Source organism: Cellulosimicrobium sp. JZ28 (assembly GCF_015327065.1).
Taxonomy (GTDB): domain Bacteria; phylum Actinomycetota; class Actinomycetes; order Actinomycetales; family Cellulomonadaceae; genus Cellulosimicrobium; species Cellulosimicrobium funkei.
Genome location: NZ_CP017660.1, coordinates 1,046,707 through 1,067,256, shown reverse-complemented (window position 1 = coordinate 1,067,256; position 20,550 = coordinate 1,046,707). Strand labels below are relative to the sequence as shown.

The 20,550-nt window shown below is 75.7% G+C and carries 18 protein-coding genes; 14 read left to right on the top strand and 4 right to left on the bottom strand.

The genetic code is table 11. The features are described 5' to 3' along the window. Positions 1–31: 31 nt before the first annotated feature. Both BJP59_RS04740 and BJP59_RS04735 read right to left on the bottom strand, forming a co-directional pair. The gene (locus tag BJP59_RS04740) at positions 32–1,114 is read right to left on the bottom strand and encodes an adenylate/guanylate cyclase domain-containing protein (RefSeq protein ID WP_369824877.1); all 1,083 of its coding nucleotides are present in this window, start codon (positions 1,112–1,114) and stop codon (positions 32–34) included. Between the two features lie 115 nt (positions 1,115–1,229). Then, complete coding sequence (locus tag BJP59_RS04735) at positions 1,230–2,105, bottom strand: biotin--[acetyl-CoA-carboxylase] ligase (protein ID WP_194522325.1); 876 nt, start codon at positions 2,103–2,105, stop codon at positions 1,230–1,232. An 88-nt stretch (positions 2,106–2,193) separates the two neighbouring features. Between BJP59_RS04735 and BJP59_RS04730 the strand changes: the two genes are divergently transcribed. The 8 genes from BJP59_RS04730 (at position 2,194) to BJP59_RS04695 (ending at position 10,856) form a co-directional block, all read left to right on the top strand. Then, on the top strand, positions 2,194–3,891 hold the full coding sequence (locus BJP59_RS04730; protein WP_194522324.1) for an acyl-CoA carboxylase subunit beta: 1,698 nt from the start codon (positions 2,194–2,196) through the stop codon (positions 3,889–3,891). Between the two features lie 61 nt (positions 3,892–3,952). Next, positions 3,953–4,462 carry a hypothetical protein gene (locus BJP59_RS04725; RefSeq protein ID WP_194522323.1) on the top strand — a complete coding sequence of 170 codons (510 nt, stop codon included), beginning with the start codon at positions 3,953–3,955 and terminating at the stop codon, positions 4,460–4,462. Beyond that, positions 4,459–4,725 carry an acyl-CoA carboxylase epsilon subunit gene (locus tag BJP59_RS04720; protein WP_228485279.1) on the top strand — a complete coding sequence of 89 codons (267 nt, stop codon included), beginning with the start codon at positions 4,459–4,461 and terminating at the stop codon, positions 4,723–4,725. The genes BJP59_RS04725 and BJP59_RS04720 overlap by 4 nt, the downstream gene beginning before the upstream one ends. Beyond that, positions 4,722–5,435: a hypothetical protein gene (locus BJP59_RS04715; RefSeq protein ID WP_194522322.1), complete on the top strand. Its 714-nt coding sequence runs from the start codon at positions 4,722–4,724 to the stop codon at positions 5,433–5,435. Before BJP59_RS04720 ends, BJP59_RS04715 begins: the two co-directional genes overlap by 4 nt. A 10-nt stretch (positions 5,436–5,445) precedes the next feature. Next, positions 5,446–7,188, top strand: a complete 1,743-nt coding sequence (locus tag BJP59_RS04710; RefSeq protein WP_194522321.1) for a DUF885 domain-containing protein — start codon at positions 5,446–5,448, stop codon at positions 7,186–7,188. A 71-nt stretch (positions 7,189–7,259) separates the two neighbouring features. Further along, positions 7,260–8,180, top strand: a complete 921-nt coding sequence (locus tag BJP59_RS04705) for an AEC family transporter (RefSeq protein WP_194522320.1) — start codon at positions 7,260–7,262, stop codon at positions 8,178–8,180. A gap of 35 nt (positions 8,181–8,215) precedes the next feature. Further along, positions 8,216–8,875, top strand: coding sequence for a Maf family protein (locus tag BJP59_RS04700; protein ID WP_194522319.1), 660 nt, complete (start codon positions 8,216–8,218; stop codon positions 8,873–8,875). Between the two features lie 181 nt (positions 8,876–9,056). After that, positions 9,057–10,856, top strand: coding sequence for an acetyl/propionyl/methylcrotonyl-CoA carboxylase subunit alpha (locus BJP59_RS04695; RefSeq protein ID WP_228485278.1), 1,800 nt, complete (start codon positions 9,057–9,059; stop codon positions 10,854–10,856). A 144-nt stretch (positions 10,857–11,000) separates the two neighbouring features. Here BJP59_RS04695 and BJP59_RS04690 read toward each other — a convergent pair whose 3' ends face one another. Then, the gene (locus BJP59_RS04690; protein WP_194522318.1) at positions 11,001–12,299 is read right to left on the bottom strand and encodes an MFS transporter; all 1,299 of its coding nucleotides are present in this window, start codon (positions 12,297–12,299) and stop codon (positions 11,001–11,003) included. Positions 12,300–12,407: 108 nt separating this feature from the next. Between BJP59_RS04690 and BJP59_RS04685 the strand changes: the two genes are divergently transcribed. The 4 genes from BJP59_RS04685 (at position 12,408) to BJP59_RS04670 (ending at position 16,189) form a co-directional block, all read left to right on the top strand. Then, the gene (locus BJP59_RS04685; RefSeq protein ID WP_371810621.1) at positions 12,408–12,944 is read left to right on the top strand and encodes an NUDIX hydrolase; all 537 of its coding nucleotides are present in this window, start codon (positions 12,408–12,410) and stop codon (positions 12,942–12,944) included. Between the two features lie 91 nt (positions 12,945–13,035). After that, positions 13,036–15,051, top strand: a complete 2,016-nt coding sequence (locus BJP59_RS04680; protein ID WP_194522317.1) for an endonuclease/exonuclease/phosphatase family protein — start codon at positions 13,036–13,038, stop codon at positions 15,049–15,051. An 81-nt stretch (positions 15,052–15,132) separates the two neighbouring features. Then, on the top strand, positions 15,133–15,606 hold the full coding sequence (locus tag BJP59_RS04675; RefSeq protein WP_061267660.1) for a hypothetical protein: 474 nt from the start codon (positions 15,133–15,135) through the stop codon (positions 15,604–15,606). A 1-nt stretch (position 15,607) separates the two neighbouring features. Then, positions 15,608–16,189, top strand: a complete 582-nt coding sequence (locus tag BJP59_RS04670; RefSeq protein WP_194522316.1) for a shikimate kinase — start codon at positions 15,608–15,610, stop codon at positions 16,187–16,189. A gap of 30 nt (positions 16,190–16,219) precedes the next feature. Here the strand turns inward: BJP59_RS04670 and BJP59_RS04665 are convergent, their stop codons facing one another. Beyond that, a complete protein-coding gene (locus BJP59_RS04665) occupies positions 16,220–17,683 on the bottom strand; it encodes an NAD(P)H-quinone dehydrogenase (RefSeq protein WP_442861527.1) in 1,464 nt (487 codons plus the stop codon). Between the two features lie 121 nt (positions 17,684–17,804). On the opposite strand from BJP59_RS04665, the gene BJP59_RS04660 reads away from it, so the two are divergent. Beyond that, a complete protein-coding gene (locus BJP59_RS04660; protein WP_043651298.1) occupies positions 17,805–18,656 on the top strand; it encodes a purine-nucleoside phosphorylase in 852 nt (283 codons plus the stop codon). A gap of 1 nt (position 18,657) precedes the next feature. Continuing rightward, positions 18,658–20,502, top strand: a complete 1,845-nt coding sequence (locus BJP59_RS04655) for a phospho-sugar mutase (protein ID WP_194522315.1) — start codon at positions 18,658–18,660, stop codon at positions 20,500–20,502. Positions 20,503–20,550 lie beyond the last annotated feature (48 nt).

The window sequence follows — 20,550 nt, the reverse complement described above, 5'->3', positions numbered from 1 at the left end:
ACGTCGGCGACCGCGCGCCCGGCGCAGCCGGTCAGCCGCGGTAGGCCCACTGGAGGCGCACGGGCTCGATCGTCCCGAGGCCCTGCACCTCCGTCTCGGGCTGCGCCGTGAGCGCGAACCGCTGGTCGCCGGCGAGCAGACCCGCGGTCTCGCGGTCGACGAGAACGGTCGTCGGGTCGGCGATGTCGACGAGGCGCGCCGCGAGGTTGACGCTCGGGCCGAACACGTCGCCGAACCGGGACAGCACGCGGCCCCACACGAGGCTCACGCGCACGGGCGGCACGTCGACGTCCTCCTCGCGGCCGCCCGCCGCGGCCAGGCCGAGCGCGACGCGCGCGCCGGTCGCGACGTCGTCGGCCACGTAGAGCACCGCGTCGCCGATCGTCTTGACGACGCGCCCGCCCGCCGCGGTGATGACGTCGCGCGCGCTCGTCTCGAAGAGCTGCACGAACTCGGCGAGCTCGCTCGAGCCGAGGCCGCGCGTGCGCTGCGTGAAGGACACGATGTCCGCGAACCCGACCGCGCGCGGCAGCGGGAGCTCGTGCTCGTCGACGGCCGTCGCACGGGCGTCGGAGAACTCGACCGCGAACCTGCCGGCGACGGCCGCGAGCTGGCGCCGCCACGCGTGCAGGAGCTGCTCCTCGAGGACGGGCGCGAGCTCGGGCAGCCGGTCGAGCACGAGCAGGCGCGCGCTCGTGTCGTCGAGGTCGAACCGCCGCGTGAGGTGCTCGACGAGCGCCTCGACCTGCCACAGCACGAGGCGCTCGGTCGTGTGCCCCGTCGAGCGGATGAGCGTCGTGAGCGCGCGCTGGTCGAGCTGCTCCTGCTCGGCGAACGCGAACACGTCCGCGAGGGCCTGCGCGTCGCGCTCGGTGAAGGCGTGCTCCTCGCCCTCGGTGAGCGGGAGGCCGAGCGCCTGCCAGTAGGCGCGGACGCGGTCCTCGTCGACGCCGGCCCGCTCGGCGAGCCGTTCGACGGTCAGGGTGCGGGGTCCGCCGAGGAGCGCCTCGTCGAGCACCGCCTCGGTCGCCTCGGCCTCGGTGGTCGGCGCGCCGTCCTCCGCGGTCGTCGCGGACGGTGCGGGGGCGAGCTCGTTCTCCGGGTCCACTGGCACCCGGCGATCCTATTCCTCGGCCGGGCTCGTCGACGTCGGCGGGCGCACGCGAGATCGGCACGCACGACCGCCGATCCGGCCGCGGACCGCCGATCTCGGGTCAGGCGTGGGCCGGTCAGTCGTGGGGGCGCAGGTGGTGCACGTCGCCGCTGTGGTGGACGGTCGTCGTGCCGTCGTCGAGGCGGACCTCGAGGCCGCCGTCGGGGGCGAGCCCGGTCGCGAGCCCGACGACGTCCCCGCCCGCGACGCGCTCGACGCGCACGCGCGTGCCGAGCGTGGCGCTGACCTCGGCGCAGTCGGCGTCGAGCCCGGCGGCGTGGGCGTCGCCCCCGGCGTCCTGCCAGCGCGCGAGGACCTCGCCGAAGGCCTCGTGCAGCGCGACGAGCACGACCTCCCGGTCGGTGGTCGCGGCCCCGACGAGGGCGAGGGAGGTGGCGGTCGGGACGGGCAGCTCGTCGCGCCGCTGCGCGACGTTGAGGCCGACGCCGACGACGACCCCGCCGTCGGGCAGCACCTCGGCGAGGATGCCGGCGACCTTGCGCAGCGGTGCGGGCTCGCCCGCGCCGGGGTCGGGGACGAGGACGTCGTTGGGCCACTTGACGACGGCCTCGACGCCAGCGGTGGCGCGCAGCGCGCGGGCGGTCGCGAGCCCGGCGAGCAGCGGGAGCCAGCTGAGGGCCTCGCGCGGCACGCCGGGCCGCAGCAGGAGGGAGCCGAGCAGGGCGGTGCGGGGCGGCGTCGTCCACGAGCGGCCGAGCCGGCCGCGGCCCCCGGGCTGGTGCTCGGCGACGAGGAGCGCGGGAGCGGGCCACGCCGCCGGGTCGTGCGCGACGGCGGCCGCGAGCTCCGCGTTGGTGGACGCGGACTCGGGCACGACCTCGAGCCGGGCGAGCGGCCCGGCGGGCGCCACGAGCAGCTCGCGCAGGAAGTCGGCCCGCAGCGGGGGTCGCTCGTCGCCGGACGGGGTCTCGGGGTCGTGCGCGGTCGCCATGCCCGCCATCCTCGCGCACGGCGCGGGCGCCGCACGAGGCAGGGACCGGCCGACCTGCGACCGGCCGAGTTGTGGGGACCCACCAACCATGGCCCCCGCGGTGCTGGCGGCGGCCGCATCGAGTGGGTGCGATCCTCCAACTAGGCTCGGGTGCGTGACGGACTCTGCGACGACCTCGCCCGCGACGACCGAGAGCGCCGACGCGCCCCGCCTCACCGGGACCGCGGCGAAGCTCGCCGACCTCGACCGCCGTCGCGCGGAGGCGGTCGGGCTGCCCGAGGAGGCGGCGCGGACCAAGCAGCACGCGCGCGGCAAGAAGACGGCCAGGGAGCGCATCGACGCGCTCCTCGACGAGGGGAGCTTCGTCGAACTCGACGCGTTCGCGAAGCACCGCTCCCACAACTTCGGCCTGGAGAAGAAGCGGCTGGCGGGCGACGGCGTCGTCGTCGGGCACGGCACGATCGACGGCCGCCAGGTGTGCGTGTACTCGCAGGACTTCACGGTGTTCGGCGGCAGCCTCGGCGAGGTCCACGGGCAGAAGATCACCAAGGTGCAGGACCTCGCGCTGCGCACCGGGGTGCCGCTCATCGGCATCTCCGACGGCGGCGGGGCGCGCATCCAGGAGGGCGTCGCGGCGCTCACGCAGTTCGCGGAGATCTTCCGCCGCAACGTCGCGTCGTCGGGCGTGATCCCGCAGATCTCGCTCATCCTCGGCCCGAGCGCGGGCGGCGCGGTGTACTCCCCCGCCCTCACGGACTTCATCGTCATGGCCGACAAGACGTCGAACATGTTCATCACCGGGCCGGACGTGATCCGCGCGGTGACGGGCGAGGACGTGGGCTTCGAGGAGCTCGGCGGCGGCCTGACGCACAACGAGAAGTCCGGTGTCGCGCACTACCTGGGCAGCGACGAGGACGACGCGATCGACTACGTGCGCCACCTCGTGTCGTACCTGCCGCAGAACAACCTGTCGGACGCGCCGTCGTTCCTGCCCGACGACGTCGAGCTCGCGGTCACGGAGGAGGACGAGGAGCTCGACGCGCTCGTCCCGGACTCGGACTCGCAGCCGTACGACATGCGCACGGTGATCGAGCACGTGCTCGACGAGGGCGCGTTCCTCGAGGTCCAGCCGCTGTTCGCGAAGAACGTGCTGGTCGGGTTCGGGCACGTGGAGGGCCAGTCGGTCGGCGTCGTCGCGAACCAGCCCCTCGCGATGGCGGGCACGCTCGACATCGACGCGGCCGAGAAGGCGGCGCGGTTCGTGCGCACGTGCGACGCGTTCAACATCCCCGTGCTCACGCTCGTGGACGTCCCGGGCTTCCTGCCGGGCGTCGACCAGGAGCACCAGGGCATCATCCGCCGCGGCGCGAAGCTCATCTACGCCTACGCGGAGGCCACGGTCCCGCTCGTCACGGTGATCACGCGCAAGGCGTACGGCGGCGCCTACATCGTCATGGGGTCCAAGCAGCTCGGCGCGGACGTCAACCTCGCGTGGCCGACGGCGCAGGTCGCGGTCATGGGTGCGGGCGGCGCGGTGAACATCCTGCAGCGCGCGGCGCTCAAGCGGACGGCCGACGCGGGCGACGACGTCGAGGCGGAGCGCGCACGCCTCGTCGCGGAGTACGAGGACGCGATCGTCAACCCGTGGGACGCCGCGGAGCGCGGCTACGTCGACGCGGTGATCCGACCGTCCGAGACGCGCGTGCAGGTGGTGCGCGCGCTGCGGGCGCTGCGGACCAAGCGCGCGAGCCTGCCGCCCAAGAAGCACGGCAACATCCCCCTGTGAGCGCCGCGGACCGCACGAACCCGACGACCCGCCGCGCGAGCGGCCCGAGAGAAGGACGGTCATGAGCCACGAGGACGCCACGCACGGCCCTGCGCCGCTCGGCGCGGTCGACCCGGCACCGATGCACGCCGCCGTCGACGCGCTCGCCGCGGCGCTGCACGAGTACGTCGGCACCGCCGTGGGGGTGCGCGCCGAGTTCGGGGCGTCGGAGGCGGACGAGGACCCGCGCGTCCTCGCGCTCGAGGCGCGCGTCGGCGCGCTCAACGCCCAGCTCTTCGACGTGCTGCACGAGGCGCTCGGCATCCACCCCGACCTCACGTCGTCCGTGTGGGAGCCGACGGAGGGCGAGGAGGCCGACGACGCGGACGCCTCCCCCGCGGACCTGGAGGACGACACGTTCACCCTGGAGTACGTCGTCGTCTCGCGCCCCGGCGGGCCGGACCTGGACGACGTCGTCGGGCTGCTGGACTCGTGGGGCCACGAGGCGCACGCGCGCCTCACCGAGGCGGGCTACGACGTCCCGGAGTGGGGCGTGGGCCGCGGCACGGACGAGCACGAGGACGACGCGTGAGCGAGCAGCAGCCGGTGGGCACCACCCCGAGCGTGCGCGTCGTGCGCGGCGCCCCGGACGAGCTCGAGGTCGCCGCGCTCGTGGCCGGGCTCGCGGCGGCGGCCGCGGCCGGCGACGAGCCCGACGACGTCGCGCCCGTGGACGAGTGGACCAACCGCGCGCGCGTGCTGCGCGGGACGGGCGACGGTGCGACGGCGAAGAGCTTCGGCGGGCGCTCGGGGCGGCACAACGCCGACTCCTGGCGCTGGAGCCTGCGCTCGTGACGACGCCCGGCCCCTCCCCGCGCGTGCGGCGGCTGCCCGAGCGGGCGGTGCTCGTGGAGCAGGCTCCGACGGCCGACGCCGTCGAGGCCGACCCGACGGCGCTGCCGCCGGTCGCGCCCGTCGCCGCGTGGCGACGCTGGGCCTGGGCGGTCGCCTTCGTGCCGACGGTCGCGCTCCTCGTCTACCAGCGCGCGGGCGCGTCGCGCGGCTGGCCCGTGCCGGAGGCGCTCGTCGTCGTCGCGACCCTCGGCCTGCTGCTGACGGCCGTGCTCGCGCTCGTGCGCTACCAGGACGACCGCGCCGCCGCGCGCCTCGCGCGCGGTCGCGACGCGCTGCTCGCCGCCCCCGTCCGGGCCACGGGCACGCTCACCGTGCCCGCACCGGCCACCGACGCCCCGCAGCCGGGTGCGCACGGCGCGCGCGGGACGCTCGTCGTCACGACGGGATCGGGCGTGGCGACGGCACGGCCGGTGCGCGTCGTCGTGCCCGCGGGCACGGCGGCCCCGCGCCCGGGTGACCCGGTCGCCGTCTGGCACGCGGCCGACGACGAGGACGCGACCGGCGTGCTGCTCGTCCGCTACCAGCGCGACTGGGCCGACGACCTGCTCGCCGCGCTGCGCGGGGGCGGCCCGGCCGCGGACGACGGGCCACACCCGGGCGGGCCGGACGAGCCGGAAGATCGCACGGAGCCCCCGGCCCGCGCCGAGTAGTCTCGTCCGGGTGAGCGACACCACCACCACCCCCGCCGGCGCCTCCGCCGGGACCCCCGACCGCACCCCCACGCCGATCGACGCCGTCGCCGAGGCGTACGTCACGCGGGTCGCCGAGCTCGACCCGCTGGCCGCCACCTCGATGGGCCTGTCCGGCTACGACCACCTCGTCACCGACCTGTCCCCCGCCGGGCACGAGGCGCGCGCCGCGGCCGACCGCGCGGTGCTGCGCGAGCTCGACGGCCTCGAGCCGGTCGACGACGTCGACCGCGTCACCCTCGCGGCGATGCGCGAGCGCATCGGCCTGCAGCTCGAGCTGCACGAGGCCGGCGAGCCGCTCGCGAGCCTCAACAACATCGCGTCGCCCGTGCAGGAGCTGCGCGACGTCTTCGACATCATGCCGACGGGCACCGTCGAGGCGTGGGAGAACATCGCGGCCCGCCTCAACGGCCTTCCCGGTGCGATCGACGGCTACATGGCGTCGCTCGCGGAGGCGGCCTCGCGCGGCAACGTCGCGGCGATCCGCCAGGTGCGGATCGGCGTGGCGCAGTCGCGCGAGCTCGCCGACCCGCAGGGCTCCTTCTTCACGTCCTTCGTCTCGGGCCCCGAGGCCGACGCCGTCCTCGACGACTCCTCGGCGTGCTCGCTCGTGCGCAAGGAGCTCGAGCACGGCGCCGCCGCCGCGCGCGAGGCGTACGGCCGGCTCGCGGACTTCCTCGAGACGACCCTCGCCCCGCAGGCCCGCACCGAGGACGCCGTCGGCCGCGAGCGCTACGCCCTCTTCTCGCGCACGTTCCTCGGTGCCGAGGTCGACCTCGACGAGACGTACGCGTGGGGTCTGGAGGAGCTCGCGCGCGTCGTCGCGGAGCAGGAGGAGATCGCGCGCCGCATCGCCGGTCCCGGCGCGAGCGTCGAGGACGCGGTCGCGGCGCTGGACGCCGACCCGAGCCGCAAGCTGCTCGGCAAGGACGCCCTCAAGGCCTGGATGCAGGAGACGTCGGACGCCGCGGTCACCGCGCTGAACGGCGTCCACTTCGACATCCCCGCGCCGGTGCTCGACCTCGAGTGCATGATCGCGCCGACGCAGACCGGCGGGATCTACTACACCCCGCCGAGCGACGACTTCTCCCGCCCGGGCCGCATGTGGTGGTCCGTCCCCGCGGACGTCACCGAGTTCAACACGTGGCGCGAGAAGACGACCGTCTACCACGAGGGCGTCCCCGGCCACCACCTGCAGTGCGGCCAGGCCGTGTACGCGCGCGCGACGCTCAACACGTGGCGCCGCCTCGCGTGCTGGGTCTCGGGCCACGGCGAGGGCTGGGCCCTGTACGCGGAGCGCCTCATGGCGGACCTCGGGTTCCTCGACGACGACGGCGACCGCCTCGGCATGCTCGACGCGCAGCGCATGCGTGCCGCGCGCGTCGTGCTCGACATCGGCGTGCACCTCGGGCTCCCCGCGCCGCAGGAGTGGGGCGGCGGCACGTGGGACGCCGACAAGGCGCTCGCGTTCCTGCGCGCCAACGTCAACATGCCCGACTCGTTCGTGCGGTTCGAGCTCGACCGCTACCTCGGCTGGCCGGGGCAGGCGCCGTCGTACAAGGTCGGGCAGCGCCTGTGGGAGGCCACGCGCGACGACGCACGCGCCGCGGCGCAGTCGCGCGGCGAGCAGTTCGACGCGAAGGCGTTCCACGAGCGTGCGCTCAACCTCGGCTCGGTGGGCCTCGACGTGCTGCGCGACGCGCTCTCGTCGTGACCCCCGCGCACGACCGGCCCGGGACGGCGGCGCGCCGTCCCGGGCCGGCCGGCGTCCGGGCGTCCTGACCCGTGGGCGCCGTCCTCACCGGCTTCGCCGTCATCGCCGTCGTCGTGGCCGCCGGGTACGTCACCGCGCGCCTGGGCATCGGGGGTCCCGACGCGCGGACCGCGCTCAACCGCGTCGGGTTCTTCGTCGCGAGCCCGGCCCTGCTGTTCACCGTCCTCGCCCGGGCCGACGTCGCCGCGCTGTTCCAGGCGCCCCTCGCGGTCGCCGCGACGTCCGCCGTCGTGACGGCCGGCGTGTTCGTGGTCGTCGACCGGCTCTGGCTGCGGCTGCCCGCCCCCGAGGCGACGGTCGGCGCCGTCGGCTCCGGCTACGTGAACGCGAACAACATCGGCCTGCCCGTCGCGGTCTACGTGCTGGGCGACGCGACGGCCGTCGTGCCGGTGATCCTGCTCCAGCTCCTCGTGCTCGCGCCCGTCACGCTGCTCGTGCTCGACGTGACGACGAGCGGACGGGCGTCGTGGCGGCTCGTGCTCGCCCAGCCCGTGCGCAACCCGATCATCCTCGGGTCGCTCGCGGGCGCCGTCGTCTCCGTGAGCGGCTGGACGCCGCCGGTCGCGGTCATGGCCCCGCTCGACATCCTCGGCGGGGCCGCGATCCCCATGATCCTGCTCGCGTTCGGCATGTCGCTGCACGGCACGCGACCGCTGCGGCGCGGCGAGCCGCGCGCGGCCGTGGGCGTCGCGAGCGCCGCCAAGCTCGTCGTCATGCCGGTGGTCGCGTTCGTCGTCGCCCGGCTCGTGCTCGGGCTCGACGACGCGGCCGTCGCCTCGGCGGTGACGCTCGCCGCGCTGCCCACCGCGCAGAACGTCTACAACTACGCGGCGCGGTTCGGGCGCGGCGAGATCCTCGCGCGCGACGCGATCCTCGTCACGACGGTCGGCTCGCCCGTCGTGCTCCTCGTCGCCGCGCTGCTCCTCGCGTAGCCAGGGCGGCGAGCCGCGCCGGGTAGTCTGCGCGGGTGCTCCGACTGCTCCTCGCCTCCCGCTCCCCCGCCCGCCTCGCGACGCTCCGCGCGGCCGGCGTCGACCCGCTCGTGCGCGTGTCCGGGGTCGACGAGGACGCCGTGCTGCGCGACGCCGCCGCGGAGCGCGGCGGGCTCGCGCCCGTCGACGCCGTGCTCGTGCTCGCGCGCGCCAAGGCGGAGGAGGTCGTGCGCACGCTCGACCCGGCCGCAGCAGGGACGCCGGAGGACGACGCCGCGCTGCTGGTCGGGTGCGACTCGATGCTCGAGCTCGACGGCGAGGTGCTCGGCAAGCCCGCCGACGCGGACGACGCGCGTGCCCGCTGGCGCGCCATGCGCGGCCGTGCCGGCGTCCTGCACACCGGGCACTGGCTCGTGGACCTGCGCCCGGCCGACGCCGGGGGCACGGGCGCCGCCGTCGGCGCGACGAGCTCGACCGTCGTGCACTTCACCGACCTCGCCGACGACGAGATCGACGCGTACGTCGCCACCGGCGAGCCGCTCCACGTGGCCGGCGCCTTCACGGTCGACGGCCTCGGCGGGCCGTACGTCGAGCGGATCGAGGGCGACCACCACGGCGTCGTCGGGATCAGCCTGCCGCTCGTGCGGTCGCTCCTGCGCGAGGTCGGCGTGGCCTGGCACGCGCTGCGCGCCTGACGCGCTGCGCGGCGCCCGTTGTCGAGGCCGGACAACGCGGCGCACCTCACGGAGCCCAGGGACGGGCCGCTATGGAGGTTTCCGACAACCGCCCTCGGCGCGGCTTGGCTTGTTCTCCAATCTTGTCCGGTACCGCGCGCAGGAGCGTGAACCGCGCCGTGCGCACGCGTTACCGTGAGCCGTGCCCGCGAACCCCACCCGCCCCCTGAGCAAGGTCCTCGTCGCCAACCGTGGCGAGATCGCCGTCCGTATCGTGCGCGCGTGCGCCGACGCCGGCATCGCGTCCGTCGCGGTCTACGCCGACCCCGACCGCCAGGCCCTGCACGTGCACCTCGCCGACGAGGCGTTCGCGCTCGGCGGCACGCGCGCGGCCGAGACCTACCTCGACATCGCGAAGCTGCTCGACGTCGCGCGCCGCTCCGGTGCCGACGCCGTGCACCCCGGGTACGGCTTCCTCGCCGAGAACGCCGAGTTCGCGCAGGCCGTGCTCGACGCCGGGCTCGTCTGGATCGGCCCGCCGCCCGCCGCCATCGACGCGCTCGGCGACAAGGTCAGCGCCCGCCACATCGCGCACCGTGCGGGCGCCCCCCTCGTGCCCGGCACGCCCGACCCGGTCGCCGACGCGAGCGAGGTCCACGCGTTCGCGGCCGAGCACGGGCTGCCCATCGCGATCAAGGCAGCGTTCGGCGGCGGAGGCCGCGGCCTCAAGGTCGCCCGCACCACCGACGAGATCGACGAGCTCTACGAGTCGGCCGTCCGCGAGGCGACCGCGGCGTTCGGGCGCGGCGAGTGCTTCGTCGAGCGGTACCTCGACACCCCCCGGCACGTCGAGACCCAGTGCCTCGCCGACGAGCACGGCACGGTCGTCGTCGTCTCCACGCGCGACTGCTCGCTCCAGCGCCGCCACCAGAAGCTCGTCGAGGAGGCGCCCGCGCCGTTCCTCAGCGCCGCCCAGGAGGCCGAGCTGTACAAGGCGTCCGAGGCCATCCTCCGGGAGGCCGGGTACGTGGGCGCCGGGACGTGCGAGTTCCTCGTCGGCGCCGACGGCACCATCTCCTTCCTCGAGGTCAACACCCGCCTGCAGGTCGAGCACCCCGTCTCCGAGGAGGTCACCGGCATCGACCTCGTGCGCGAGCAGCTGCGCATCGCCGCCGGGGAGCCGCTCGGGTACACCTCCACGCAGGTGCGCGGCCACTCGATCGAGTTCCGCATCAACGGCGAGGACCCGGCGGCCAACTTCCTCCCCGCCCCGGGGCGCATCACGCGCCTGCGCTTCCCGTCCGGGCCGGGCGTGCGCGTCGACTCCGGCGTCGTCGAGGGCGACACCATCTCCGGTGCGTTCGACTCGATGATCGCCAAGCTCGTGGTCACCGGCGCCACGCGCGAGCAGGCCGTCCAGCGCGCCCGCCGCGCCCTGCGCGAGCTCGAGGTCGAGGGCATCCCGACCGTCGTCCCGTTCCACCGGGCCGTGCTCGACGCCGCGGCGTTCGTCCCCACCGACGACGAGCCGTTCCGCGTGCACACCCGGTGGATCGAGACCGAGTTCGCCGACCGGCTCGCCACGCTCGCGCCCGCTCCCGCGGCGCCCGCGGACGAGGACGACGAGCCGCTCGCGACCGAGCGCGTCGTCGTCGAGGTCGGCGGCAAGCGGCTCGAGGTCGTGCTGCCCGCCGGGCTCGGCATGGCCGCCGGGCGTGCCCGCACCGCGAACGCCGCCCGCCGCCCCGCGCGTCGCAGCGCCGCGAAGTCCAACGGCGGCGGGTCGGGCACGACGCTCGCGTCGCCCATGCAGGGCACCATCGTCAAGGTCGCCGTGGCCGACGGCACCCAGGTCGCCGAGGGCGACCTCGTCGTCGTGCTCGAGGCGATGAAGATGGAGCAGCCCCTCCTCGCCCACCGCGCCGGCACCGTCCGTTCGCTCTCGGCGACCGCGGGCGCGAGCGTCAGCTCGGGCACCGCCATCTGCGAGATCGTCGACTGACCTGCGCGTCCCGCCCCGGTGACCGACCGGGGTCGGCACGAGCGTCCCGAGATCGGCACCTCCGACCGAGCTCGGCACCCGAGGTCGAGCTCGGTAGCACCGACTGCCGATCCCGACCGCGAGTGCCGAGCTCGCTGCCTGCCGTCAGCCGGGCTGGGCGGCGGCGCGCATCGCCCGCCGTCCCGAGGGCAGCGCGACGGCGACGGTCACGACGACGAACATGAGGACGCCGGAGACCACGAGCAGCGACTCGACGGAGAAGCGGTCCGCGAGCGGGCCGAACACGACCATGCCGAGCGGCATCGAGACCGCCATGACGATGCCGACGAACCCGAACACCCGGCCCTGGCGCTCCGGCTCGACGGTCTCCTGGAGCACGGTCATCGACGTCGTGGAGAAGGGCGGCACGGAGAGCCCGAGCAGGAACATGAAGACGAAGAACACCCACATGTTCGTCGAGACGCCCATGGCGACCGACAGCAGGCCGAAGACGAACGTCGAGCCGACGATCATCGCGATCCGGTTCTTGAGCCCGCCCCACGTCGCGAGCAGCACGCCCCCGAGGAGCATCCCGACGGAGAACGCGACCTCGTTGACGGTGAGCTTCCAGACCTCCTCGCCGAAGGTGCGCGCGACCATGAGCGGCGTGAGGTACGACGGCGCGACGATGAGCAGGAACACGACGGCGTAGAGGCCCAGCACCCACCGGACGAACGGGTGCGACCCGAGGTAGCGGAACCCTTCGACGAGGTCGTCGAAGTACCCGGCGCGCTCACCCGCGGCGGCGCGCGCGAGGGTCGGGACGGGCACGAGCAGGAGGAGCCCGATCCCGATCACGGCGGTGACGACGTCGACGAAGAACACCGCGACCAGGGACAGGCTCGCGTACAGGGCGGCGGCGACCGCGGGCGCGAGGAGCATCATCGCGGACTGGATCGACTGGTTGATGCCGTTGACCCGCAGGAGCCTGCTCGTGGGCACGATCTGCGGGAGCAGCGCCGCGACGGCCGGGGTCTGGACGCCGGCGCCCGTCGAGCGGACGGCCAACGCGGCGTAGATGAGCCAGAGGTCGTCGGCCCCGCCGAGCATCAGGAGCGCGAGCGCCAGCGTCGTCACGGCGATCGTGGCGTCGGCGGCGATGACGAGCACCTTGCGGTTCACCCGGTCCGCCCACACGCCGCCGAAGATGGAGACGACGGCCTGCGGCAGGAACCCGAACAGCGTGCTCAGCGCGAGCACCGAGCCGGACTTGGTCTCGATCGTCAGGTGCCACATGACGGCGTACTGGACGAGCATCGAGCCGAACAGGGACACCGTCTGCCCCGACAGGAACACCGCCGTGTCCCGGCGCCACCGGGGCCGGGCGAGCGTGTCGTCCTGGGCGGGACGGTCGACGGCGTCCGCGGGCGCGGCGTCGGTGTTCTCGTACGGCGTATGGCTCACCCGGACATCGTGCCGGGCGCCACCCACACGGTCCACGGAATTCGCCGACGGCGCACCGCCGCGCGCGGCGGGGCACGGCACCGGGCTGGCAGCATGGGGCTCGTGACGATCCCGACCGCCCCCCGCGACCCCGACGAGCCGCCGACCCGGCTCCCCCGCCACCTCCAGCCCGGCGACGGCTGGGTCGAGTGCGCGTGCGGACGCCGGCACTGGGGGCTGTTCGGGGCGGCCGGGCTCCTGCTCGCCCGGCGCGACGGCGCCGGGCGGCCGACCGACGTCGTGCTCCAGCACCGGGCCCCGTGGTCGGACCAGGGCGGGACGTGGGGCGTGCCGGGGGGCGCCGTCGGGCCGGACGAGACCGCCGCGCAGGGAGCCCTGCGCGAGGCGGAGGAGGAGGCGGGGATCGACCCCGCGGCCGTGCGCGTCGTGGGCGAGCGCGTGCTCGACCACGGCCCGTGGCGGTACACGACGGTCCTCGCGGAGGTCGTGGACGGTACGCCGGTCGAGCCGCACGCGACCGACGCCGAGAGCATCGAGGTCCGGTGGGTCCCCGTCGACGACGTCGCGGGCCTCGACCTCCTCCCGGCCTTCGCGGACGCCTGGCCGGGGCTGCGCGCCCTGCTGGAGGGCCCGCCCGAGGACTGAGGGCCCGGGCGCCGTCCCGAGCACCGACCCCGCCCGCCCGGACGCCTGCCGCCCTGTGCCGCGCGCGCCCGGGGCGGTAGCGTCACACCTCGTGAACCCCGCGCCGGCCCCCGTCGTCCCGCGCGACCGCGCCGACCTCGCCCTCCTGCTCCTCGTCGTCACCGTCACGGCGACGGTGGTCGAGCTCGTGCGGTCGAGCGGCCCGCTGCTCGACCACGCGTTCTCCGCGGGGGTCGTCACCGTGGCCCTGACGGCCCTCGCGACGTACGCGGCGCCGGGGCTGCTCGTCGCGATGATCGCCGCGCGGCTCGAGCTCACCGGCCGCGTCGTGCTGCTCGCCGTCTCCGCGCTCGTCGTGGCGCGGCTCGTGCTCCAGGGGCTCGGCACGGCGATCGCCTCGGGCGCGGACCTCGGGCTCGTCCGGTACGGCGTGGGCCTGGCGACCGTCGCGCTCGGGATCGGCGTGCTCGTCCTCGTGGCGGGGTTCGCGAGCGGCGTCCGCGCGGGCGCTGCCGACAGCCTCGCACGGGGCCGCCTCGTGGCCCTGGGCGTCGTGCTCGGCGCCCTCCTCGCCGCGGCGCTGAGCGCGGTCCTGGGCACGTGGGACGCCTACTGGCGGGCCGACGTCGGCGCGTGGGTCGTGACGGTCGCCGTCACGGGGGCGGCGCTCGCCTGCGCGTGGGTGCTGCGCGGGCGCGACGCCCTGCCGGGGCCGCGCGGGCTGTGGGTGCTCGGCCCGTTCGTCGCGCTTGCCGTGCAGGTGCTGGTCAACCCGGCGTTCGCGTCGGCGCAGACGGGCGTCGCGCTCCCGTTCGCGGTCGCCGGGCTCGCCGTCGCCGCGCTGCTCACGGCCTGGGCCGTCCCGCGCCCCGCGCGGTCCGGTCCCGGTGCGGTGTGGCTCCCGCCCGCGGTGCTCGTGGTGGGCGTCGCCGTCGTCCTGCTCGCGGTCCCCCGCCTCGACGGGCCGGGCGCGTGGGGCTGGGTGCTCCTCGCCCTGCTCGTGCTGCTGGTCCCGGTCGCGGGGCGCTCGCTCGCCCTCGCACTGACCCGCCCGGCCCTCCCGCTCACGTGGCTCCGGCTCGCCGGCGCCGCGAGCGCCGCGGGTCTCGGCGTCGCGGTCCCGCTGCTGGGCTACCAGCTCGAGTACGACGTGCCGCTGCCGTTCCCCCACACCCTGCTGCCCGTCGCGGCCGCGCTCGCCGTGGCCGTCCCCGCCGTGGTCGCGGGAAGGCGTGCGCACCGCGCCGCGCCGACCCCGGACGACGAGCGGCCCGTCCCTCGGCAGCGCGGGCCGCTCGCGCTCGCCCTCGGGGGCGCGGTCGCGCTGCTCGCGCTCGTCGGCGTCTCCCAGGTCCACGTGCCGACGACGACGTCCGCCGTCGCCGACTACCCGGTGGGCGACCTCCGGCTGCTGGACTGGAACCTGCACTACGGCGTGAGCGCCGACCCGTCGGTCCGGCTCGACGAGATGGCGGCGACGATCACGGAGTCCGGGGCCGACGTCGTGACCCTCCAGGAGGTGTCCCGCGGCTGGGTGCTCGGCGGCGGCGCCGACATGGCGACGTACCTCGCGCGCGCCACGGGCATGCGGGTCGTCTTCGCGCCCGCGGCCGACCGCCAGTTCGGCAACGCGATCCTCTGGGACCCGCTGCGGGGCGACCTCACCGACGTCGTGCGCCACGCCCTCCCCTACGGCGCCGGCCCCCAGGAGCGCTCGGCCGTCTCCGCGACGGTCGACGCCGCGGGCGTCCCGGTGCGCGTCACGTCGGTGCACGTGCAGCACCGGGAGGAGAACACCCCGACCCGCCTCGACCAGCTCGACGCTCTCCTCGCCGCGGAGCCGGTCGAGGACGCGTACGTCCTGGCGGGCGACCTCAACGCGGAACCCGGCTGGGACGAGATCGCCCTCCTCGAGGACGCCGGTCTCGAGAGCGGGCAGGACGTCGCGGGCGACCCCGTGGCGCTCACGTCGCCCGCCGTGGCCCCGGCGCACCGCATCGACTGGGTCCTCGGCTCCCCCGCGGTGACGTTCCGGTCGGTCGAGGTCCTCGACGTCACGACGTCCGACCACCGCCCGCTGCTCGCCGAGCTCCGCGCGCAGGACTGAGACCCGTCCCGGCCACCTCGGCCCGGGATCCCGGCCCCCGCGGCCCGACCCGGGCGCGGGGCGGCGGGTTAGGGTCGACGGGTGCGCATCGAGCTGACCGTGACCGAGGCCGTCGAGATCGCCCGCGCGACGGGCGGTCTGCCGCCGTACGTGCGGTCGGTCGCGAGCGAGGGCGACGACGTGCGGGTCGTCGTCGACCTGCGCGAGGTGCCCGACCCGCCGTCGGCCCTCAGGCTCGCGGCCCGGCTCGTCCCGGTCGTCCGTGCGACGCTGCGCGTGGAGTCCGTCGTCGCGGGCACTGCGGTGCTCGCGGTCGAGGCGAGCGCGGCCGGCCTGCCCGCCCACAAGCTCCTCGGCTTCGTCGAGGCGCCGCTGCAGGGCGCGCTGCGCTCGCACGGCCTGCCGCCCGAGGCCGTGCGCGTGCTGCCCGAGGCGCGCGTCGCGGTCGACGTGCAGGCGCTCCTGGGCGGCGTGCTCGAGCACACGTTCCCCGGCTTCCAGCTCACCGAGCTCGCCTGGGCGGACGGGAGCCTGCGTCTCGACGGACGGCTCTGACGTGCCGGGTGCTCGTCCCCCGGCGCCGGTCCTCGTCCTGCTCGGTCCCGCGGCGACCGGCAAGTCGACGCTCGGCGCGCTCGTCGCGCAGCGGCTCGGGGTGCCGTTCGTCGACCTCGACGCCGTGGCCGACCGCTACTACCCCGAGGTCGGCTGGAGCGTCGAGCGCCTCGTCGAGCGCGTCGGCGTGCTGGGCCGCGTGGCGGCCGAGCGCGAGTGGGAGCCGGCCCGCGCGCACGCGACGGAGCGCGCGGTCGCGGAGCACCCGGGCTCGGTGCTGGCGCTCGGCGCGGGGCACGCGTCGTACACCGACCCCGCGCAGCTCGCCCGCGTCCGCGCCGCGCTCGCGTCCGTCCCCCACGTCGTCCTCGTGCTGCCGAGCACCGACCGCGAGCACGCGCTCGGCGTGCTGCGCGCCCGTTCCCTCGCCGCCAAGGGCACCGACTGGCGACCCGCGGGGCACGACTTCCTCGCCGAGTGGTTCGACGACCCGGGGACGCGGAGCCTCGCGCACCGCACGCTCGTCACGGGCACCGAGGACCCGGCCGCGAGCGCCCGCCGGCTGGCCGCCGCGCTCGGCTGACGCGCCGCGCCCGCCGAGACCACCGAGTGCTCAGTCCTCCCGGTGGTGCAGCATGCGCGCCACCTCGGCGATCGAGCCGCTGAGCGACGGGTAGACGGTGAAGGCCGACGCGACGTCGTCGACCGTGAGGCGGTGCGAGACCGCGAGCGTGATGGGGAACACGAGCTCGCTCGCGCGCGGCGCGACGACCACGCCGCCCAGCACGACCCCCGCCTCCGGGTGGGCGAACAGCTTGACGAATCCGTCGCGCATGCCGAGCATCTTGGCGCGCGGGTTGCGGGCGAGCGGCAGGACGGTCGTGACGTACTTGCTGCTCTGCGCCTTGAGCTGCTCCTCGCTGTACCCGACGGTCGCGATCTCGGGCGCGGTGAAGATGTTCGCCGCGACGGTGCGCAGCTTGATCGGCACGACGGCGTCGCCGAGCGCGTGCGACATCGCGACGCGGCCCTGCATCGCCGCGACGGACGCGAGCGGCAGCACGCCGGTGCAGTCGCCCGCGGCGTAGATCCCGCGCACCGACGTGCGCGACACCTTGTCGACCTCGACGTGCCCGCTGGGCGTGAGCCGGACCCCGGCCTCCTCGAGGCCGATGCCGCTCGTCGAGGGGATCGCGCCGACGGCAATGAGCACGTGCGAGCCCTCGACGACGCGGCCGTCGGAGAGCGTGACGCGCACGCCGTCCTCGGTGCGCTCGGCGGACTCGGCACGCGAGCGGGACATGACCGTCATGCCGCGCGAGCGGAACACCCCCTCGAGCAGTTCGGCGGCGTCGGCGTCCTCGCCGGGGAGCACGCGGTCGCGGCTCGACACGAGCACGACGTCCGAGCCCAGCGCGTTGTACGCGCCCGCGAACTCGGCGCCGGTGACGCCCGACCCCACGACGACGAGCCGCTCCGGGAGCTCGGAGAGGTGGTAGAGCTGCGTCCACGTGAGGATGCGCTCGCCGTCGGGCTGCGCGGTGGGCAGCACGCGCGGCGTCGCGCCGAGCGCGAGCAGGATGACGTCGGCGTCGAGCACGAGCGGGCCGTCGGTGCCGTCGGGCGCGTCGACCACGACGCGCTCGGGGCCGTCGAGCCGGCCCTCGCCGATGACGACGCGCACGCCCTCGCGCTCGAGCCGGGCGTGGATGTCGGCGGACTGCGCCGCCGCGAGCGCCATGACGCGCGTGTTGACGGCCTCGAGGTCGACGATGTGCCGCCGCATCGCGGGGTGCTGCGCCTTGGCCGTGTCGACGGGGAGGCGGATGCCGAGCTCGGCGGCGCGCTCGGCGATCGTCATCCAGTCGGCGGTGGCGATGAGCGTCTTCGAGGGGACGACGTCCGTCAGGACGGCCGCGCCACCGAGCCCGTGGCGCTCGACGACGGTGACGTCGGCGCCGAGGCGACGGGCGACGAGGGCGGCCTCGTAGCCGCCGGGCCCACCCCCCACGACGACGATGCGGGTGCTGTCCGGGGAAGTCGAGGAGTCCATGCTCACGTGCGTCACGCCGGACATTCTGTCAGGCCGTCGCGTCCCTCGGTGTCAGCATGCGAGACGTCCCGGCAGGTCCGGCGTGCCGCGCGGGACGGCGGTGCTCGTCAGGTCGCGGGCCCGGGGACGGACTAGCCTTGCGACCATGACGACGACGCCTCCGAGCACACCCCCGCTCGACGATCCCGCGACCGACCCCTTCCTCGTGGCCCGGGCCGCCGCCGACCACATCGCGCAGGCCACCGGGGTCGAGGGCCACGACATGGCCCTCGTGCTCGGGTCGGGCTGGGGCGGCGCCGCGGAGCTGCTCGGTGAGGTCGTCGCGGAGGTCCCGACGCACGAGATCCCCGGCTTCTCCGCGCCCGCGGTCGCGGGGCACCTCTCGGTGACGCGGTCCATCCGGGTCGAGCGCGCCGACGGCTCGGTGCGGCACGCCCTCGTGCTCGGCTCGCGCACGCACCTGTACGAGGGCAAGGGGGTGCGCGCCGTCGTGCACGGCGTGCGCACGGCCGCCGCGACGGGCGCGGAGACGCTCATCCTCACGAACGGCTGCGGCGGGCTCAACCAGGAGTGGGGCGCGGGCACTCCCGTCCTCCTCTCCGACCACATCAACCTCACGGCCCGCAGCCCGCTGGAGGGGCCGACGTTCGTCGACCTCACCGACGTGTACTCGCCGCGCCTGCGCGAGCTCGCGCACCGCGTCGACCCGACGCTGCCCGAGGGCGTGTACGCCCAGTTCCCCGGGCCGCACTACGAGACGCCCGCCGAGGTGCGGATGGCCGGGGTTCTCGGCGCCGACCTCGTCGGCATGTCCACGACGCTCGAGGCCATCGCGGCCCGGCACTGCGGCCTGGAGGTGCTCGGCGTCTCGCTCGTGACGAACCTCGCCGCCGGGATCAGCCCGACGCCGCTCTCCCACGCCGAGGTCATCGAGGCCGGCCAGGCCGCGGGACCCCGGATCAGCGCCCTCCTGGCCGACATCGCGAAGCTGGTGTGACATGACGGACCGCACTGCGGGGCACCGGGCCGACCCGGCCGACGACCCGACCTTCGACCCGGGGACCGACCACGCGGCGTTCCTCGCGCGCGTCACGGCGTGGATCGACGACGACGTCGACGCGGGCGACCAGGACGAGCTGCGCCGCCTGCTCGAGCTCGTCGACTCCCCCGACCCGCGCAAGCACGACGTGCGCGTGCGCGCGCTCGCCGACCTGCAGGACCGCTTCTCCGGCCCGCTCGAGTTCGGCACGGCGGGCCTGCGCGGGCGCATGGAGGCGGGGCCGCACCGCATGAACCGCGCGGTCGTGATCCGCGCGGCCGCGGGCCTGGGCGCCTACCTCCTCGACACCCTGGGCCCGGCAGGCGCGGGTGGCGCGGCGCGACCGCGCGTCGTCGTCGGGTTCGACGCGCGGCACCGGTCCCGCACGTTCGCGGTGGACAGCGCGGCCGTGCTCACCGCGGCGGGCCTCGACGTGCTCGTCCTGCCATCCGCGCTGCCGACGCCCGTCCTCGCCTTCGCGGTGCGCCACCTCGGCGCCGACGCGGGCGTCATGGTGACCGCGAGCCACAACCCGCCCGCCGACAACGGGTACAAGGTCTACCTCGGCGGCCGCGTCGTCACCGACTCGGGCCAGGGCGCCCAGATCGTCCCGCCGTACGACGCGCACATCGCCGCCGCGATCGCGGCCGTCGGGCCGGCGCGGTCCGTCCCGCGCGCGTCGTCCGGGTGGACCGTGCTGGACCGCGAGGTCGTCGTCGCCTACGAGCGGTCGGTCCTCGCGCTGTCCGACGGCGCACGGCGCGACCTCAAGGTCGTCACCACGGCGCTGCACGGCGTGGGCGGCGAGACGGTCGCGCACGTCCTGCGCGACGCGGGCTTCACGACGGTCGTGCCGGTCGAGGAGCAGCTCGACCCGAACCCCGACTTCCCGTCCGTCGCGTTCCCCAACCCGGAGGAGCCGGGCGCGATGGACCTCGCGCTCGCCGTCGCGCAGGACGCGGCGGCCGACGTCGTCCTCGCCAACGACCCCGACGCCGACCGGTGCGCCGTCGCGGTGCTCGACCCGCGCGTCGGGACCTACCAGGGCGCGGAGACGGCCCGGTCGAACGGCTGGCGCATGCTGCACGGCGACGAGGTCGGCGCGCTCCTGGGCGACGACGTCGCGCGCCGCGTCGCCGCGTCAGGCGCGCCGGGAGGCGTGCTCGCCTGCTCGATCGTGTCGTCGCGGCTGCTGGGCAAGATCGCGGCCGCGCACGGGCTCGCCTTCGCGACGACGCTCACCGGGTTCAAGTGGATCTCGCGCGTCGACGGCCTCGTGTTCGGCTACGAGGAGGCGCTCGGCTACTGCGTCGACCCGGCCCACGTCCGGGACAAGGACGGCATCAGCGCGGCGCTGCTCGTCGCGCAGCTCGCGAACCGCCTCAAGGCCGAGGGGCGCTCGATCGTCGACGCGCTCGACGACCTGGCGCGCGCCCACGGCCTGCACGTGAGCGACCAGCTCTCCGCCCGGTTCGAGGACCTCGACCGCATCGGCGAGACGATGGCCCACCTGCGGGCCGCTCCCCCGCGCACCCTCGCGGGCGCCGGCGTCTCCGACGTCACCGACCTCTCCGCGGGCCTGGACGGGCTCCCGCCGACGGACGGCGTGCGGATCCTCACCGCGGACGGCACGCGCGTCATCGTGCGCCCGAGCGGCACGGAGCCGAAGGTCAAGTGCTACCTGGAGGTCGTGGTCCCGGTCGCCCCGGACGCCTCGCACGACGATCTCACCGCGGCCCGGACCTTCGCCCGCGACCGCCTCGACCGCGTCAAGGCCGACATGACGCGCGCACTCGGCCTCTGAGCCACCACGAGCCGGGGTCCCCGGTCGCCGGAACGTCCCGGCGACCGG

Excerpts from the sequence above, each read along its gene's own strand:
- BJP59_RS04735 (WP_194522325.1), bottom strand. The coding sequence starts at position 2,105 with ATGGCGACCGCGCACGACCCCGAGACCCCGTCCGGCGACGAGCGACCC.
- BJP59_RS04730 (WP_194522324.1), top strand. The coding sequence starts at position 2,194 with ATGGCCCCCGCGGTGCTGGCGGCGGCCGCATCGAGTGGGTGCGATCCT.
- BJP59_RS04725 (WP_194522323.1), top strand. The coding sequence starts at position 3,953 with ATGAGCCACGAGGACGCCACGCACGGCCCTGCGCCGCTCGGCGCGGTC.
- BJP59_RS04665 (WP_442861527.1), bottom strand. The coding sequence starts at position 17,683 with ATGTCCGGCGTGACGCACGTGAGCATGGACTCCTCGACTTCCCCGGAC.
- BJP59_RS04660 (WP_043651298.1), top strand. The coding sequence starts at position 17,805 with ATGACGACGACGCCTCCGAGCACACCCCCGCTCGACGATCCCGCGACC.
- BJP59_RS04655 (WP_194522315.1), top strand. The coding sequence starts at position 18,658 with ATGACGGACCGCACTGCGGGGCACCGGGCCGACCCGGCCGACGACCCG.